The organism is Hymenobacter sp. BRD128 (assembly GCF_013256625.1).
Classification (GTDB): domain Bacteria; phylum Bacteroidota; class Bacteroidia; order Cytophagales; family Hymenobacteraceae; genus Hymenobacter.
Genome location: NZ_CP053908.1, coordinates 132,402 through 150,136, shown reverse-complemented (window position 1 = coordinate 150,136; position 17,735 = coordinate 132,402). Strand labels below are relative to the sequence as shown.

At 63.2% G+C, this 17,735-nt stretch carries 11 protein-coding genes; 7 read left to right on the top strand and 4 right to left on the bottom strand.

The genetic code is table 11. The features are described from left to right. Positions 1-92: 92 nt before the first annotated feature. Both rsmH and mraZ read right to left on the bottom strand, forming a co-directional pair. Positions 93-1,034 (bottom strand): 16S rRNA (cytosine(1402)-N(4))-methyltransferase RsmH, encoded by a 942-nt coding sequence (gene rsmH / locus GKZ68_RS00875; protein ID WP_254244108.1) that lies wholly within the window; start codon positions 1,032-1,034, stop codon positions 93-95. Further along, complete coding sequence (gene mraZ / locus GKZ68_RS00870) at positions 1,031-1,501, bottom strand: division/cell wall cluster transcriptional repressor MraZ (RefSeq protein ID WP_173109848.1); 471 nt, start codon at positions 1,499-1,501, stop codon at positions 1,031-1,033. Before mraZ ends, rsmH begins: the two co-directional genes overlap by 4 nt. Positions 1,502-1,969: 468 nt before the next feature. Here mraZ and GKZ68_RS00865 point away from each other — a divergent pair, with 468 nt between their 5' ends. Further along, complete coding sequence (locus GKZ68_RS00865; RefSeq protein WP_173109846.1) at positions 1,970-2,524, top strand: RNA polymerase sigma-70 factor; 555 nt, start codon at positions 1,970-1,972, stop codon at positions 2,522-2,524. Between the two features lie 244 nt (positions 2,525-2,768). Here GKZ68_RS00865 and GKZ68_RS00860 read toward each other — a convergent pair whose 3' ends face one another. Together GKZ68_RS00860 and GKZ68_RS00855 are read right to left on the bottom strand one after the other, a co-directional pair. Next, a complete protein-coding gene (locus GKZ68_RS00860; protein ID WP_173109844.1) occupies positions 2,769-4,940 on the bottom strand; it encodes a family 43 glycosylhydrolase in 2,172 nt (723 codons plus the stop codon). A 125-nt stretch (positions 4,941-5,065) separates the two neighbouring features. Then, positions 5,066-6,715, bottom strand: a complete 1,650-nt coding sequence (locus GKZ68_RS00855) for an alpha-L-fucosidase (protein ID WP_173109842.1) — start codon at positions 6,713-6,715, stop codon at positions 5,066-5,068. A gap of 601 nt (positions 6,716-7,316) precedes the next feature. On the opposite strand from GKZ68_RS00855, the gene GKZ68_RS00850 reads away from it, so the two are divergent. The 6 genes from GKZ68_RS00850 (at position 7,317) to GKZ68_RS00825 (ending at position 17,658) form a co-directional block, all read left to right on the top strand. Continuing rightward, complete coding sequence (locus GKZ68_RS00850) at positions 7,317-8,702, top strand: GDSL-type esterase/lipase family protein (RefSeq protein WP_173109840.1); 1,386 nt, start codon at positions 7,317-7,319, stop codon at positions 8,700-8,702. Positions 8,703-8,830: 128 nt separating this feature from the next. After that, positions 8,831-9,835 carry a FecR family protein gene (locus GKZ68_RS00845; protein ID WP_173109838.1) on the top strand — a complete coding sequence of 335 codons (1,005 nt, stop codon included), beginning with the start codon at positions 8,831-8,833 and terminating at the stop codon, positions 9,833-9,835. A gap of 28 nt (positions 9,836-9,863) precedes the next feature. Next, on the top strand, positions 9,864-13,322 hold the full coding sequence (locus GKZ68_RS00840) for a TonB-dependent receptor (RefSeq protein ID WP_173109836.1): 3,459 nt from the start codon (positions 9,864-9,866) through the stop codon (positions 13,320-13,322). 23 nt (positions 13,323-13,345) lie between these two features. After that, positions 13,346-14,845, top strand: a complete 1,500-nt coding sequence (locus GKZ68_RS00835; RefSeq protein WP_173109834.1) for a RagB/SusD family nutrient uptake outer membrane protein — start codon at positions 13,346-13,348, stop codon at positions 14,843-14,845. A gap of 219 nt (positions 14,846-15,064) precedes the next feature. Beyond that, on the top strand, positions 15,065-16,486 hold the full coding sequence (locus GKZ68_RS00830) for a glycoside hydrolase family 30 beta sandwich domain-containing protein (protein WP_173109832.1): 1,422 nt from the start codon (positions 15,065-15,067) through the stop codon (positions 16,484-16,486). Positions 16,487-16,539: 53 nt separating this feature from the next. Next, positions 16,540-17,658, top strand: coding sequence for a T9SS type A sorting domain-containing protein (locus GKZ68_RS00825; RefSeq protein WP_173109831.1), 1,119 nt, complete (start codon positions 16,540-16,542; stop codon positions 17,656-17,658). Positions 17,659-17,735 lie beyond the last annotated feature (77 nt).

Sequence of the window (17,735 nt, the reverse complement as noted above, 5' to 3'; positions counted from 1 at the left end):
CGTTTACGGGCTCGGGTGCCCGCGGGGGGCGCACGGTGTTGGCGCGGGGCGGACCAGCCGCAACGGGACGTATCGTATTACCGGCCATAGCGTTATGCAGGATTATCGGTTCGGACGCCAATGCGCAGCTTGGCACTGCGGGCGCGGCTGTTTTCAGCTGTTTCCTCGGCCGAAGCCTCGGTGGGCTTGCGCGTGAGCGCTTCAAAAGGCAGGCTGACGCGGCCGTACAAGTCCTTCTCGGCCTGGCCAAAGAACTTGCCCTGACTCAGAAAATTCTTCACCAGCCGGTCTTCCAATGAGTGGTAGCTCATCACTACCAGCCGGCCGCCGGGGCGTAGCACCTGGGCCGTTTGCACCAGCATCTCCTGCAAGGCAGTCAGCTCATCGTTCACTTCAATACGCAGGGCCTGAAATACTTGCGCCAGGTATTTATTTTCCTTGCCGCGCGCCACTACCGGCTGAATAGCCTGCTTCAGCTCCTGAATAGTGCGCAGCGGGCGCTGGCGGCGGGCCTGCACCACGGTGGCCGCCAGGGTGCGCGCATTGGTGACCTCGCCGTACATGCCGAAGATGCGGTGCAGCGCGGCCTCGTCGTAGTCGTTGAGCACGTCGGCGGCGGTGGCCACGGTGCTATCGTGCGGGTCCATGCGCATATCGAGCGGGCCGTCGAAGCGGGTGCTGAAGCCCCGCGCGGCGGTGTCGAACTGGTGCGACGACACGCCCAAATCGGCCAGCAGGCCATCGGCGAGCAGCGCGTCGCGCCGGGCCAGCTCGGCCGTCAGGTGTCGGAAATTAGCCCGAATAAAAGTAAACTGCGGGCTAGCCAGCTCGCTGGCCTGGCGCTCGGCGGCCTCGTCCTGGTCGAAGCTGTACAGGTGGCCATCAGTCAACCGCTCCAGAATGCGGGCCGAGTGGCCGCCGCCGCCGAAGGTCACGTCGACGTAGCGGCCGCCGGGCACGAGGGCTAGCCCGGCCAAGCACTCAGCCAGCATCACCGGGCGGTGGTAGGCAATATCGTTGGGGCGGGTGCTCATGCGGCCAGGGGCGTTTCGGGGGTGGCCGATAAGAACTTCTGGGCCAGCTTCGAGAAGGTGGGCTGGTCCTTGATGAGGTATTCGTCGTAGCGGGTGGGGTCCCACACCTCGCAGCGGTTGCCGAGGCCCACGATGACGGCCTCCTTTTCGAGGCCAGCGTAGCGGCGCATGGAGCCCGGCAGGCCAAAGCGCCCGATACTGTCGAGCTCCACTTCGGTCATGCCCCGAAAAAAATTGCGCTGAAACTGCCGGTACTCTTCGTTGAATTCGTCCAGGGCCATCACTTTAGCGTGAATCAGCTCCCAGGCCGAGCGCGGGTAGAGCACCAGGCAGGGCTCGAAGCCGCGCACCAGCACCAGCTGGTTGGCGTAGGCATCGGGCAGGCTAGCCTTCACCTTGGCAGGCAGCACCAGCCGACCTTTAGGGTCGAGCTTGCAGTCATATTCGCCAGATAAAAGCTGATGCATGAGGGAAAGAAACCTGCCCGGCAGCAGCGCAGGCTAGGATAACAAAAGTACGAGTGGTTTCAAAAAACTCACCACTTTCTACCACTTTCTACCACAAGCCGAAAAATGCCTTTGCGAGCCAGAATCAAGGATTTATCATTTTATGCAGCGTTGTTGCATAGGTGAATTAGTCTTTTAGAGCGGGGTTTGGGTTAGAAATCGGTGCCTACAACCAGGACGATAATTTTTTATTTTTTGCGAAACATTGTTGCATATAACCCTGCTTCAGGTAGCCTCCGACTGCTGCGGCAGGCTAGCACCGCCGTTTTCGCCGAGCGGCTAATTCGTAGAGGCGGAGTATTTGGCAGGGCCGGTTGCCGCGCAAACGCCCGGCGCGAACAAGGTCTGTCATTTTTCTGTTAATTTTCGGCGTAATCCCATCAGCTCTCTGTTTTGCCCGCCTCACCCGCCTTTTCGGAACCGGACTGCTTGCGCCGCCTGAAGCAGGATGACGAACGGGCATTTGATGCGCTGTTTCGGCACTACAGCGCGCTGGTGTACCGCTTCGCGTATAGCTACCTGAAGTCGCGCCCAGCGGCCGAGGAGATTGTGCAGGAGTGCTTCATTAAAATCTGGGAAAAGCGCGAGCAGCTGCGCGACGACGTGCCGCTAAAAGGCTATCTCTTTACCACGGCGCACCACGCGGTGCTCAACGAGCTGCGGCGCGACCAGCACCACCTGCGCCTACATGGGCAGGTGGCGGCCGCCGGCCCCGCCAGCGTGGCTAATGAGGCCGAATACCAGGAAATGGAAGCGCTGTACCTGGCTGCCCTCGACCGACTGCCGCCCAAGCAGCGCGAGGTATTTGTGCTAAGCCGGCAGCAGGGCCTCTCTTACCCCGAAATTGCCGAGCGCCAAGGCGTGTCGGTAAAAACAGTAGAGGCGCATATTATGCAGGCGCTTAAGACCTTGCGAAAATATTTCAACCTGCACGGTGGCGGTGTGCTTGGTCTACTACTGCTCCTGGCGCTGCGTAAGCATTGATTTCTTAGCGCACTTTTGGCTACGCTCTCGCCGGGTTTATCCGCCTGTTTTGACCCGCTCACCAATTACCCACCCGGCGCTTGTCAGCCCTTTTACAGCCACCGCGCCAAGCGTATTGCCCATCTATGGGCACGCCTGGTGTCCGGAAAGCCGCCCGGCCCGGCTCATCCCAAAGCTGCCGCTGGCTAGCCCACCTTATTCGGCAGGGGGCTAGCCAGCGGCAGTTTAGTTTCTTAACAGGATGCTACTTTACCCGCACCGGCTGAATGCCGGCGTGGGTCGGCTTCACGGGCTGGATTCTGCCGTCGGGATTAAACGCCAGCTTATCGATGCACACCTCGCGGTGAAAGCCCGCGTCGCCGCCCATCTTGATGCCCTGAGGGTAGGTAAAGCGGTGATACACAATATACCACTCGTCGCGGCCCGGCACCTGAATGACCGAGTTGTGGCCCGTGCCGTAGATGCCCGCCGCAGGGTCTTTGGCGATAACCGAGTTGCTGGCCGGCACCGTAATGGGGCCCAGCGGCGCGTTGGTGGTGCCGTAGCGCACTTGGTAATTGGGGCTGCGCGTGTCGTCCTCGCTCCACATGAAGTAGTAGGTGCCGTTGCGGAAAAACACGTAGGCGCCCTCGCGAAACGTCTGGTCGGGCGTCAGCACCCGCGTGGTGCCGGGCTTGAGGCTCGTGAGGTCGTCATTAAGCTCGGCGCCCGCCAGATAGCCGTTGCCCCAGTAGAGGTAAAGCTTGCCGGTTTTGGGGTCGCGGAAGGCGGCCGGGTCAATCTGCTGGCCGCCCTTCACGCCCTCGGGCAGCTTGTCGAGCAGGGGCTGGCCCGAGTCTTTGAACGGCCCGGTGGGGCTGTCCGACAAGGCCACGCCAATCTTGGCGCCCGCGCAGAAATAGTAGGCGTAGCGGTAGCCCGTGGCCATTTTTTGCTCGATGATGGTGGGCGCCCAGGCGCTTTTCTTGGCCCAGCTCACGTCTTTGGGCAAGTCCAGAATCACGCCCTCGTCCTGCCAGCTCACCAAATCGGGCGACGAAAAGGCCTTGAAATACGTGCCCGACCAGCTCGTGAAGCCGTCGCTCGTGGGATAGAGGTAAAACTTGCCCGTCTTCTGCGAATACAGAATGTCCGGGTCGGCGTAGTAGCCGGGCAGCGCGGGGTTGTGGGTTTCGGTCACGCTTACTTTGTAAGTACGCTTGGCCGCGCCCTGGCCCACGGTGTAGGTGACGGGGCCGGCCGCGAAGTTTTGCGGGCCGCTGGGCGTCACGAGCAGCGCCGGATTGCTGAGTTGAAGGTCAAACGCCTGCACGTTGGCACCCGGCAGCGCCAGGAAGGCCACCTTACCGGCGGCGCTGTCCACCACCGTATTCAGCTTGCGCAGGGCCGGGTTGGCGGCCGTCAGCAGCACATCGGCGGTCGTCATCCAGCGCTGGGCCAGCCGGCTGGCCTCGGCCGCCGTGATGGGCAGCACGGTGCCGTGGCGCGGGTGAAAATTCATGCTCACCTCGCCATCCACCACCGCAAAATGCTCGAGGTCGTGGGTGCGGGTAAACTGGTACTTGCCGCTGGTGTACATGTCGTACATCAGAATGTAATCGTCTGAATTATTGAGCTTAAACGTGCCCGCGCCCTCCACCGGGCTGGTGGTTTGCTGCACGTAGGGCGCGCGCAGCACGTAGCCGCCGGTAAGCTGGTCCGACACCGCGACTTTGATGCCGTTGCCCTGGCCTTCGGTCTTGAAAAACAGGTAGTACTTGCCGCCCTTGGCCACGATGTCGCCGTCGATGCACGAGCCGTTGGTGGGCGAAAAAAACAGCTGCTTGGGTTCGCCTTCCAGGTCAGTAAAGTCCTTGTTGGCGTAGGCGTAGTAGATTTTGTCGGGCTGCTTGTCGTACTGCAACGAGAAGTACACTAGGTATTTGCCGGCCTTGGCGTCGTAGATGGTTTGCGGCGCCCACACCCGCTTCAGCATCTCCTGCCCCGCATAGCGCGTGGGGAAATGGATGGCGCTGTGCGTCCAGTTTATCAAATCCGTGGATTTGAGCAGCACCAGCCCCCGATTCGAGTCCCAGCCCTTGGCCGACACCATGTCGGTGGCAGCCATGTAAAACGTTTTGCCATCGGCTCCGCGCAAAATGTGCGGGTCGCGCACGCCCCCGGTCTGGCTGATGGCGGCCGAGCTGATAACCGGCCGGTTGCCGTTGAGGGCCGTGTAGTGGTAGCCATCGGGACTGAGGGCGAAGCGGATAGCCTCCTCGGCTTTGTCGTTGCCGGTGAAGTACACAAACAGGTAGGCGCTAGGCTTGGCCGGCGGGGCAGCGGCGGCCGGCGCGGCTAGCCCCAGCAGAAGCAAACAGGCCTGGCCGCTGCGCTGCAAGGCCGTGAAAAAAGAACACAATCGATTGTGAATCATAAATAAGTGTGAGGGTAAGGCCCCCGCCTGCCACAAACTGCTGCTGAGCAGCTTCCGGCAGGCGGGCCAGTTAGCCGGGTAAGTTAACGCAAGCAGCCAGCAGCTACCGCGCTTTAGCCCTGCCGCTAGGCCGGCATAATCCTGAGGGCGTAGGCAATGGCGTTAGGCTTTTGGGCGGGCAGCACCACGGCTAGCCCGTCCTGGGTGTGCTCAAACTGGAGCTTGCCCGGCGCCCCCAGCAGCTCCACTTGCCTGACCTTGCCGGCAAAGTGGGGTCCGCCCACGGCCAGCGCCTTGAGCAGCAGGCGGCCACTGGCGGGCCAGCCCAGAGCGGTGGCGTAGAGGGTTTTCTTCTTCGTCACGTAGCGAATATCCTCGGCCCCAAACGGCTTGCCCTTGCCTTCGTTGAAGCCCTGCGCGCTGAGGGCGGCAGCGGCTTGCTGGGCCGGGCCTTCGCCAAAAATCTTCCAGGGCCGGGTGCCGTAGATACTCTCGCCATTCACCTGCATCCAGGCGGCGATGCCCTCCACGATGGCGCGCTCCTGGTCGTCGATAGTACCGTTGCCGCGCACGGGCACGCTCACCAGCAGGTTGCCGTTTTTGCTCACCACGTCCACGAGGGTGTGGATGACCGTCTGGGCGCTTTTGTAGCCGCGATTAGCATAGATGCGACGGTCGTAGTGCCACTGGCCCAGGCAGGTATCGGTTTGCCAGGGCAGGGGCTCAATCTCGTTGCTTTGGCCGCGCTCGATGTCCCACACCAGGCACTTGCGCTGGTCGGGCGTCAAGATTTTACCGGTAATCACGGCCTCGTTGCGGCCGCCGTGGCGCTGGGTGCTGGCGTTGTACATGTGCGCCGCAATGCGCAAACCCGCGTCGCTCACCGGCCACAGCGGCAGGGCCGTATCGTCGAAGTACACCAGGTCGGGCTCGTACTTGTCCAGCAGTTCAATAGTGCGGTTGTAAAACTTTTCGCAGTACTCCCGGCTGGGCGGCGTCACGCCGTTGCCCCAGTCCCACTGCCGGTGTATCATGCCATTATCCAGGCTGTTCTGGCTCAGCGGGTGGTTTTGGGCGTAGAGCGCCTGCGGGTCGTAGCCCTGCCACCATTTGCCCTGGCCGGCTTCGGCGGTCACGTTGCCGTCGTAGGGCACGCCGGCCAGCGGGCCGTTTTTGTCGGCGCGCTGGGCTACCTCCAGCCAGCTCCAGGTGTGGGCGGCGTGCACACTCACCCCAAAGCGCAGGCCCTGCTTTTTGGCCGCCTTGGCCCAGCCGCCCACCAGGTCTTTCTTGGGGCCCAGCCGGGTCGAGTTCCAGGGCTGATGCGTGCTGTTGTAGAGGTCGAAGTTGTCGTGGTGGTTGGCCAGGCACACGAAATACCTGGCACCGGCTTTCTTGTACAAAGCCAGCAGCTCATCGGGGTTCCACTCCTCGGCCTTCCACTCGTTTAGCACGTCCTTGAAGCCAAACTTGGACGGGTGGCCGTATTTCTCGCAGTGAAACTTATACTGGTCGCTGCCCTCCTGGTACATGCCGCGGGCGTACCAGTCGCCGCGCTCGGGCTGGCACTGCGGCCCCCAGTGTGCCCACAGGCCAAACTTGGCATCGCGAAACCACTCGGGCGTCTGGTACCGGGCCAGCGAATTCCAGGTGGGCTGAAAGGGGCCGGCGGCCGCAGGGGCCAGCGGGCTCCAGTTGAGGCCGGCCACCACGCTGGGCAGCCAGGCGGCCGGCGTAGCCAGGGCCAGGTTTTTTAGGAGGGCTCTTCTATTCATAAGTCAAAGGAGAGGGGGGCAAAACAAAATTGGGGCGTGACGACGTGAATCTACTTGGGGAAGCGATTGATGCGCTGGCTGAAAGTCGTTCAATGCCCTTACAACAATACTGAACCAGCTGGCTTTGCGCGCCGTTTGCTGGGGGCTGGCCGTGGCCTCCTGGCGCTGGCCCAGCCGCTAATTACCCTCGAAGAAACGGGCCGCCGCGGGACGGATGAGGGTGAGCCACCCATCGCGCAGGCAGTAGCCTTGTTCTCAATCAGAGGAAACCCGGAAAATCGCCGGTCCTGCTGAGCTTGTCGAAGCAGGACGTTTTTTGACGGGAAGTTTACTTCCGGAACAAGGCTAGTATATTGCGGCGGGCTGTTTGTGCAGGGTCCGCAAGGGCAGAGGGCCTAAACCTAGCATGTTCACACCAAACATAGCCTTTGCATTCTTCCATTGCGTGCGCCGCGGGTTGAATTAGGCTATGCTTTGGCAGCGGCCTACGGCAGCCCCGTCTAAATATGCTGCCCCACTCCCGCTACCACTAAGGTGCGGGGTGGCCGGCGGCATCCGTAGCCAGGCAGCCGGCATAATTTCTCTTTCCGACGTTAGGTTTATGCTTCGTTCTTCCTTGCTGAGCCTGGCCTTGGCCGGGCTGGTGGCCGCCACTGGCTTTGCCACCGTGGCCCGGCGGCCGGCGTTTGGCACTGGCTCACGGGCTAGCCAGCCCCTCGCCCCGGTGCCCGCCGACACGCTGCCTAACGACCTCAAAATTGTATTCTTCGGCTCTTCGGTGCCATTTGGGCAGGGCGCCACCAACAAGTATGGCTACCCGGCGCGCTACGCGGCACTGCTGGCTCAGCGCGCGGCCCGCGGCCAGGGCGCCGCCTGGACGGTAGCCAACATCTCGGTGCCGGGCGACAATACGGTCAAAGTAGCCGCCCGCTGGCCGCGCGACCTGCGGCCCCAGCACGGCCGCTACGTGGTGCTGGCGCTCTCGCTGGGCAATGAGGGCATTCACGGCGGCGGCCAGCGGGTGTTCGAGCAATTCAACACCAACCTGGCGCAGCTGGTGCAGCGGGCGCGCGCCGAGGGCCTGGTGCCGGTAGTGGCCAACTGCTACACCCGCAACGACTACACGCCCGAAGACTACGCCTTCATCCGGCAAATGAACCTGCTGCTGCACGCCTGGGCCGTGCCTAGCCTCAACCTGCTCGGGGCCGTGGACGATGGCGCCGGCCACTGGGCGCCCGGCTACTGGGACGACGCCCTGCACCCCAACGACCGTGGCCACGCCGAGCTGGCCCACGCCCTGGTGCCCTCGCTGTTTGATGCGCTGCGGGCGGGCAAACCCATTCCGCATAAAACAGCGACTTCCTACGTGCGGCTCGGCCCCGGCCCGCGCGGGGCGACCGGCCTGGCGCTGCGGCCCGAGGCGCTATTGCACCCGTTTACCCAGGTTGTGAGCTTTCGCACGGCGGGCACGGGGCAGCTGGTGGCGCTGCAAGACAGCACGGCCACGGGCAGCCTCGCCATCGGGGCTAGCGGCGGCCTCACCTACACCTCGGCCCAGGGCGGCCACCTGGCTAGCCTACGGCGGGTAAATGACAACCGCTGGCACCAGCTGGCCCTTACCCATTACTACGCCTGGGGCCAAACGGTGCTCTACCTCGACGGGGCCGAGGTGGGCCGCCTGCCCGAACGGCTGCTGACCCGGCAGCTCAGCCTGGGCGGCCGCCGGGCGCCGCGGGGCGGGCAGTACCGCAACTGGCTTTTTTACCGCGCCGGTATGAATGCCGATGAGCTGCGCGCCCTGGCCGCCGACTCGCTGCTCAAGTCGAGCCTCGAACTGTATGCCCCGCTCGACGGCCACCGCGCTCACGCTTCCGATTCGCTTGGCAACCTGGCCCAGAGCACCAACCGCCTGCTGCGCCTGGCTAGCCCGGCCCCACCGGTGGCACCCCACTCCAGCAAAAAAACAGGCAAAAAAGCACTGCGCTAATTTTTTTTAGGACCTGACTAGGGGGGAAGCCCTGGCCGCTGTGTAGTACTGCAAAACGATTGGGAGCTTCGGCGCCCAGCGCCGGCCTTGCGGCTGGCTTTATTGAGCAGTACTCGCGGCGCCCGCCTATGTCCCTAGCTATTACCCAAGAACTTGTTTCGGCCTATACTGCCGGCACTACCACGGCGGCCGAGGCTGAGGTGGTGCGCGCCTGGCTAGCCCAGCCGGCCAACCAGCTGCTGGCCCAGCACTGGATGCAGCTGCACTGGGAGGCCCTGGCGGCGGCCCCTACCTTAGCCACCTTCGACGACGAGCCCGACTACGAGGCGCTGCTGCGACGCACGCGGCTGCACCTCGTGCCCGCCGCGCCGCGCTACCAGGCGGCGCCTACCTGGCGGCGCTGGGCGGCCGCGGCCGGCCTGGCCGCTACGCTGGCTGGCGGCGGCTGGCTGTTTTACAGCGCGCACCGCGCCCCGGCCCCGCTGGCCGTGGCCACCGACTTTGGGCAGACCCGCGGCCTGACGCTGCCCGACGGCTCGCAGGTGACGCTCAATGGCCATTCGACGCTGCACTATGCCACCACCTGGCAGCCCGACCAGCCCCGCGAGGTGTGGCTCGATGGCGAAGGGTTTTTCTCGGTGCAGCATATGGCCAATAACCAGCGCTTTCTGGTGCACACCACGGCGGGGCTGCAAGTGGAAGTGCTGGGCACCAAGTTCGTAGTAGCCCGCCGCCGCGACCAGACGCGCGTGGTGCTGCTCCAGGGCAAGGTGCGCGTGGAGTTTGACGACCACCAGCAGCCCGATGTTATTCTGCATCCCGGTGAGCTCGTCGAAACCCACGACGACCAGCCGGCCCTGGTGACGCACAAGAAGGTGCACACCGCCCCCTACGCTGCCTGGAAAGATGCCCAGCTCGTGCTCGACGAAACCACCATTGCCGAGCTAGCCACCCGCCTGCACGACACTTACGGCCTCGACGTGGAAGTGACCACGCCCGGACTGAACCGCCGCCGCGTGACGGGCACCGTGCCCGTGAGCGACCTGCCTACCCTGCTCCAAGCCTTAGAAGAAACCTTCCACCTGCAAGCCAGCCGGCAGGGCAACCGCCTGACCCTGGCTGAACAACAATAATATTTTTCACTCTTTCCCCCACCCGTTTATGCGTTCACTCCTTACTCCCGTGGGTAAGCACTACCGCCGGCCGGCCTCGCTCGCGGCAGGCGTATTGCTTCTCCACGCCCTGGCCACCCCGGCCTCGGCCCAGCTGCTGGCAGCCAACCTGCCGGTGCAGAGTACGCCACCTACCCGGGCGGCGAACGCGGTTTCGCTCAAAACCCTGCTCAAGCAGTGGGAGAGCGAGTACCACGCCACTATTTTCTACGAAAGCAACCTCGTCGATAATAAGCGCGTGCTGGTGCCCACTGAGCTAGCTCCTTCGCTGGCCGAGCGCCTGGCTGCGGTGCTACCGCCCGCCAACCTCCAGTTTAAAGAGCTGCGGGATAACTACTTCGTGGTAACGAGCCGCCCCGCGCCGGCCACCGGCAGCGCGGCGGCCGTGGCCCCGCAAAACGTGCCCGTATCGGGCCGCGTCACCGATGCCAAGGGCGAGGGCCTGCCGGGCGTAACGGTGCTCGTGAAGGGCACTACCATCGGCACTTCGACCGGGGCCGATGGCAGCTTCTCGCTGAGCGCGCCCGAAAACAGCACCTTGGTATTCAGCTCTATCGGCTATAAAAACCAGGAAGTAGCGATAACCGGCGCCACCAGCAGCATTGCCATCCGGCTGAGCGACGACCAGCAGAGCCTCAACGAAGTAGTAGTAGTGGGCTACGGTACCCAGACCCGCCAGGACCTGTCGACCTCGGTAGCCTCGGTGGGCGCGGCGGCCCTGGCGCGGCAGCCCGTAGCCGGCTTCGACCAGGCCTTGCAGGGCCAGGCGCCGGGTGTGCAGGTGACTACGCCCTCGGGCTCGCCGGGTGCGGGGATTAATGTGCGGGTGCGCGGCTCAGCGACGCTTAGCCTTAACGCGTCGCCGCTGTACGTGATTGACGGGGTGCCCGTACTCCCTGACTACCAGCAGGAAATCACGAATAATAACCAGCGCCTCAACCCGCTTAATACCATCAACCCCGACGACATCGAAAGCATTGACGTGCTGAAGGATGGCGCGGCGGCGGCAATCTACGGTGTGCGCGCTGCCAACGGCGTGGTCGTCATCACGACCAAGCGCGGCAAGGTGGGCCAAGCCCAGGTGGGCCTCACGGCCTACTTCGGGCGGCAATACCTGCGCAAGAAGCTCGACGTGCTCAATGCCCAGCAATTTGCCTCGGAGTACAATCAGATTCAAACCAACGCGGGCCTGGCCCCGGCTTTTGCTGACCCCAACAATCCTCTTAACCCGGACCCCGCGGCCCCCGGCCCCTACAACACTGACTGGCAAGACGCAGTGTACCGCCCGGCCAACATTCAGAACTACCAGCTGAACGTGAGCGGCGGCACGGAGAAAACGCGCTACTACGTGAGCGGCGGCTACTTCAACCAGCAGGGTATTAGCCTCAATTCGGGCTTCGACCGCTACAATTTCAAAATCAACCTGACCCAGGAGCTGAGCCAGCGCTTCCGGGTGGGCACCAACCTCAACCTAAGCCGCTCGCACACCAACAGCTCGGTGCGCTCGGAGGCAGCCGGCGCCAACGGCGGCACGGTACTCGGGGCCCTGTCGCAGATTCCGACCATCCCGATTTACAAGCCTAGCGGCATCTACGGCACTAACCCCTTCAACCAGTCGGATAACCCGGTCGGCAACCTGCTCGAAACCAACAACCAGGCCGTAGTGTACCAGTCGGTGGGCAACCTTTACGGCGAGTTCGACATCCTGAAGAACCTGCGCGTGCGCTCCAACCTGGGTATTGACTTCCGCAGCCAGGACGAAACCTACTTCCAGAGCACCAACTACCCGGGCACCAGCAACTCAGACCCCAGCACTAAGGGTGTGGCGCGAGCGGCGGCCAACACCCAGGTTATCTGGCTGAACGAGAACACGATTACCTGGAACCCGACTTTCGGCGATAAGCACCACCTGACGCTGCTAGCGGGCGAGTCGATGCAGGAATCGTTCCGCAATACGCTGGGGGCCACGACGCAGGGCTTCAACTCCAACGTTGTGCCCAACCTGAACGCCGGTTCGGCGGCGCAGGGCATTCCGTACAGCTACCGCGACTCGTGGTCGCTGCTAAGCTATTTTGCCCGCGCTAACTACGACTACGACGGCAAGTACCTGTTGCAAGCCAGCATCCGGGCCGACGGCACCAGCCGCTTCCCTACGAGTAACCGCTTCGGCTACTTCCCGGCCGTGAGCGCGGCCTGGCGCATTTCGAAAGAAAGCTTCTTCCCGCAAAACAATACCGTGAGCGACTTGAAGCTACGGGCTAGCTTCGGGGCCAACGGCAACCAGGAGATTTACACCTACCAGCGCTTTGCGCAGTACGGGGTAGGCTACAACTACCAGAGCACTGGTTCGGCCATTGTGGGCGGCACTACGCAAAGCACCATCGGCAACGATGCCTTGCACTGGGAAACCACCTACCAGTACAACGGGGGCCTCGACATCGGGATGTTTAATAACCGCCTGACCCTGAACGTGGACGTGTACAACAAGCGCACCCACGACTTGCTGCAGCTGCTCCCCATTGCAGTGAGCACGGGAGCCGAGAGCCTATCGGTGCAGCAAAACCTGGGGACTATTGAAAACAAGGGCCTGGAAATTGGCCTGACTACTACCAACGTGGAGGCCAGCAACGGCGGCTTCGGCTGGACGACCAGCCTGAACGTGAGCGGCAACCGCAACCGCATTCTGGACCTGGGCACGCAGGTGAGCGATGCCGGCGTGAGCTCGCCGCGCACCATTATTAGCGGCAACCAGATTTCGCAGGCCGGCCATCCGCTGGGTGCGTTCTACGGCTACATCTCGGAAGGCATTGTACAAAGCGATGCTGAAGGGGCGGGCCTAGCCACCCAGAACGGGGCCAGGCCCAAGGCGGGCGACATCAAGTTTAAAGACCTGAATGGCGATGGCGTTATCAATGGCTCGGACCAGACTATTATCGGCAACCCCAACCCGAAGGCCTTTGCGGGCGTGACCAACAACTTCGCCTACAAAGGCCTGGAGCTGAGCGTATTCTTCCAGGGCCAGTTTGGCAACGAGATTTACAACCAGACGCGCCAGATTCTGGAGTCGCAGTCGGACCCCAACAACCAGACTACGCGCGTGCTCAACCACTGGTCGCCCACCAACACCAACACCGACATTCCGCGGCCCGTGCGCTACGACCCGGCCGGCAACAACCGCTTCTCGAACCGCTGGCTGGAGGATGGCTCCTACGTGCGCCTCAAGAACGTGACGCTGGCCTACACCATCCCGGCGGTCCTTAGCCGGCACGCCGCCATTCAGAACCTACGCGTGTACGTGACGGGCCAGAACCTGATAACCTGGACCCACTACCTGGGCTACGACCCCGAGGTGAGCGCCAACCCCTTCTCGACCACTAACCCGGGCGTAGACTATGGGGTGTATCCGCAGTCGCGCACGTACACCGTGGGCCTCAACGCTACTTTTTAAGCACCTGCCAGCTCAGAATTCCCATGAAAAAATATCTTCTTCCGGCGCTCGGCGCGCTTTCGCTGCTGGCGAGCTGCACCTTCCTCGATAAGCAGCCGCTCGACACCATCACCTCTTCCAGCTTCTTCCAGAACGCCAACGATGCCGAGGCTAGCCTCACGGCCGCCTACGATGCCTTGCAGCAAGTGGGCACTTACGGCCAGGACCTCATCGTGATGGGTGAGATGCCCTCCGACAACTGCACCAGCACCAATGGCGACGTAAACGCCATGGACAAGATTATCTGGAACTCTACTACCAGCCAGGTATACAATGTGTACCGGAACAACTTCCAGGGGGTGAACCGGGCCAACATTGTTATTAAGTATGTACCCACGGTGGCCATGGACACGGCCCGCCGCAGCCAGATTGTGGGCGAGGCCAAGTTTCTGCGCGCACTCTACTACTTCAACCTGGCCCGCGCCTACGGCGGAGTGCCGCTGCGCCTGGCGCCCAGCGAAAGCGGCGCGGCCAGCGATGTAAACACCGCCCGCTCGACCCAGGACCAGGTGTATGACCAGGTGGTCACCGACTTGCAGCAGGCCATCGGGCAGATGGCTAACAAACAGGACAACCGCGCCACCAAGAACTCGGCCCGCGCCCTGCTGGCCCGCGTGCAGCTCACGCGCCGTAACTGGCCCGCCGCCCTGGCCGCCGCCAACTCGGTAACGGGTGCCGCGCTAGCCACCACGCCCAATAGCCTGTACCCGGCCGAGAATAGGGGCAGCGAGTCGCTGTTTGAGGTGCAGTTTGCGGGCAATGCCGACGGCGGCAACTTCCTGCCCGACCTGCTGCTGCCTTCGCCGCTAGCCACGTACTCGTTTCCTAAGTTCAACATCCCCACGGCCGAGCTGATTGCCTACGCCGACACCAGCACCGCCAATGGCGACAAGCGCTGGAGCTACAACGGCGCGGTAAACGCCAGCAATGGCAACCGCGTGGGCCGCAGCTACGTGAGCATGATTGTGGGCACGGGCAGCAACAACAACGACCAGGGCCCCTTCGTGTACAAGTGGCGCAGCATCGGCAACGGCTTCAACTCGACCGACAACACCTACGTGCTGCGCTACGCCGAAGTGCTGCTGACGGCCGCCGAGGCCAGCAACGAGCAAAACGGCCCCGCCACCGCCCTCGGGCCCCTCAACCAGGTGCGGCAGCGGGCTGGCCTAGCCGCCCTCACCGCCGCCTCGCCCCAGGCTGCCAGCAAGCAGGCGCTGCGCGCCGAAATTGACCGCCAGCGCCGCCTGGAGCTGGCCTTCGAGGGCGAGCGCTGGTGGGACCTGACGCGCTACGCCCGCCACACGCTGGCCGACCCCTCAGCTACGCACCCGGTCACAGCGCTGGACTTGATTGCCACGCAACACAGCACCGGTACTGCTCCCAATATCGTTCCCGGTCCCCGCGACCCGAACTACCTGCTCTTCCCCATCCCGCAGGCCGAGCTGAACACCAACCCGCTCATCGCTCAAAACCCTGGCTACTAGGGAAACTAGGAATTATGAATAAAGAAGTTTCCGGGTAATTCCTCAAGCCCAAAGCCATTTCGGGGCGGGGGTGGGAAAAGTGAAATAGTCATACTTTCCGCCTCGGAACGGCTCTTGGCCGGGTACTGGCGCTGCTTGTAGGCACGCCGGGCCCGGCTTTGGCGGTGCCGGGCAGGCCGTAGGCCATACGGTAGTGCCAGGACCTTACTACTCTACCTCATGAAACCCACCCGCATTGCTACGCAGTTCATCTTGGCTACCTGCTCGGCCTTTATGCTGCTGCCGGCCCACGCCCAGCGCCAGCCGGCGGCCGGCGGCATCACCGCCTGGGTCACCACGCCCGACCAGACGCAGCAGCTGCGCCGGCAGCCCGGCCAGCTAGCCTTTGGCAAAGCGGCGCCGGCCGGCGCCGTCATTGAGATTGACGACCGCCAGCGCTTCCAGACGATGGATGGCTTCGGCTACTGCCTCACCGGGGGCAGTGCCGAACTGCTGCACGCCATGAGCGCCCCGGCCAGGGCCAAGCTGCTGCGCGAGCTGTTTGGCACCGGGCCGGCTGACATCGGGGTAAGCTACCTGCGCCTCAGCATTGGGGCCTCGGACCTCGATGCGACGGTGTTCAGCTACGACGACCGGCCGGCGGGCCAGGTCGACCCCACGCTCGCCCACTTCAGCCTGGCGCCCGATGAAAAATACCTCATTCCGGTGCTCAAGGAAATCCTGGCTATTACTCCCGGCATCAAGCTGCTCGGCTCGCCCTGGAGCCCGCCGGCCTGGATGAAAACCAACGAGGCTACCAAGGGCGGCTCGCTTAAGCCCGAGTACTATGGCGCTTATGCCCAGTATTTTGTGAAATACATTCAGGGCATGAAAGCGGCCGGCATTACGATTGATGCCGTAACGGTGCAAAACGAGCCGCTGCACCCCGGCAACAACCCGAGCCTGCTGATGCTAGCCGAGCAGCAGGCCACGTTTATCGGCCAGCACCTGGGGCCGGCCTTTCAGAAAGCGGGGCTCAAAACCAAGATTATCTGCTACGACCACAATGCCGACAAGCCCGAGTATCCGCTCACGGTACTGGGCAACGCGGCGGCTAGCCCCTTCGTCGATGGCGCGGCCTTTCACCTCTACGCCGGGCCCATTGAGGCGCTGAGCAAGGTGCACGAGGCTTATCCGCAGAAGAACGTGTACTTTACCGAGCAGTGGACGGGCTCGAAGACGACCTTCGCCAGCAACCTGGACTGGCACGTGCAAAACCTGGAAATCGGGGCGCCCCGCAACTGGGCCAAGGCCGTGCTGGAGTGGAACCTGGCCGCCGACCCTAGCCAGAACCCGCACACGCCCGGCGGCTGCACCGAGTGCCTGGGCGCCCTCACGCTAGCCCCCGGCGACCAAGTGACGCGCAATGTGGCCTACTATACGGTGGCCCACGCCAGCAAGTGGGTGCGCCCCGGCGCGGTGCGCGTGGGCTCCACGAGCCAGGGCGTGCTGCCCAACGTGGCCTACCGCACCCCTAGCGGCGGCCACGTGCTGCTGGTGGTCAACGACCAGGCCACGCCCCAAACCTTTGGGCTGCGCTACCAGGGCCAGGCGGCCGTCGCCACGCTGCCGGCCGGGGCCGTGGCTACCTACGTGTGGTAGCTGAGTTTGCTTTTCCCTTTCACCATTTTTCCCACTTTTTCATTTTCCCACCAATGCAAAAAATCTTTACGCTCTCGACCCTAGTGGCCCTCACGGCCGCTTCGCTCAGCGCACAGGCGCAGTTTACGGTAGATGGTACGCTCTCGCCGGCGGAAATTGGTACCGGCACCGGCAAGTATCAGCTGGTAGGCACCTACACCGGCACTACCACCCACTCGGTAGCCGACCGCGGCCTGAAGGCACTGTACGTAGGTACTACGGCTACGACGCTCAATATCATGGTAGTTGCCTCGCCCGAAACTACTGGCTACAACGCGCTGGCGCTGTATCTGGACGTGCCCAATAAGACGGGCGTGGCCGCTGGCACCCGCCTGGGCGGCGGCGACGATGCCTCGTCGCAGCTGCGCAGCCGGCCTACCCTAGACATGCAGGTGGACTATGCCTTCCGGGTCACGACTTCGCCGCTCGCGAATACTGCCGACCAGAGCTACTACAGCAAGCTCGACTACACTGCGACGCCGAACGCTACGGGTCAATACCCGGATAAATACCTGGGGCCGACCAATAAAACGGGCACCCCCCTCGTCATCACCGACGCTACTACCAATTTTGTGGCTGCCCGCTTCGCTTTTCAGAGCAGCGCCTCGGGCAGCGTAGCGGCCAACACCACTACTGGCTGGGAGATGGAGCTGCCGCTAGCCTCCCTGGGTGGGGTGGCCACGGGTAGCAATATTAATATGATGGTGGCTTACCTTAATGACGGGGCCGATTTTAACTCCGACGTGCTGCCCCAGATTGCGGGCCTGACCACCGCCCTCGGCACTGACCCCAATTTCACCACTATTCCTGGCAACCAGTATTATACCTACCAAGTAGGCACGGGCGTGCTGGCTAGCCGCGCGGCCGCCAGCACGCTGCCCACCAGCCTCTACCCCAACCCGGTAGCCGCCAGCAGCCGACTAAGCTACACCCTGACCGGCGCGCAGCCGGTGACCGTAACGGCCTATAACAGCTTGGGGCAAGCTGCCCTCACCCTGCTCGACGCGGCCGCCCAGCCAGCCGGCGAGCACAGCCTGGCGCTGGCGCCCTTGCAGCAGCTGGCCGCGGGCGTGTACCTGCTGCAGGTGCGGGCCGGCAGCCAGCTCACCAGCCAGCGCGTGGTAGTGCAATAAAAGGTGGCTGGGCCGGCCGGAGTTTCATTTCTCTGGCCGGCCCGGCTTTCTTCTTGCAATACTACCGCCTAGCCAGC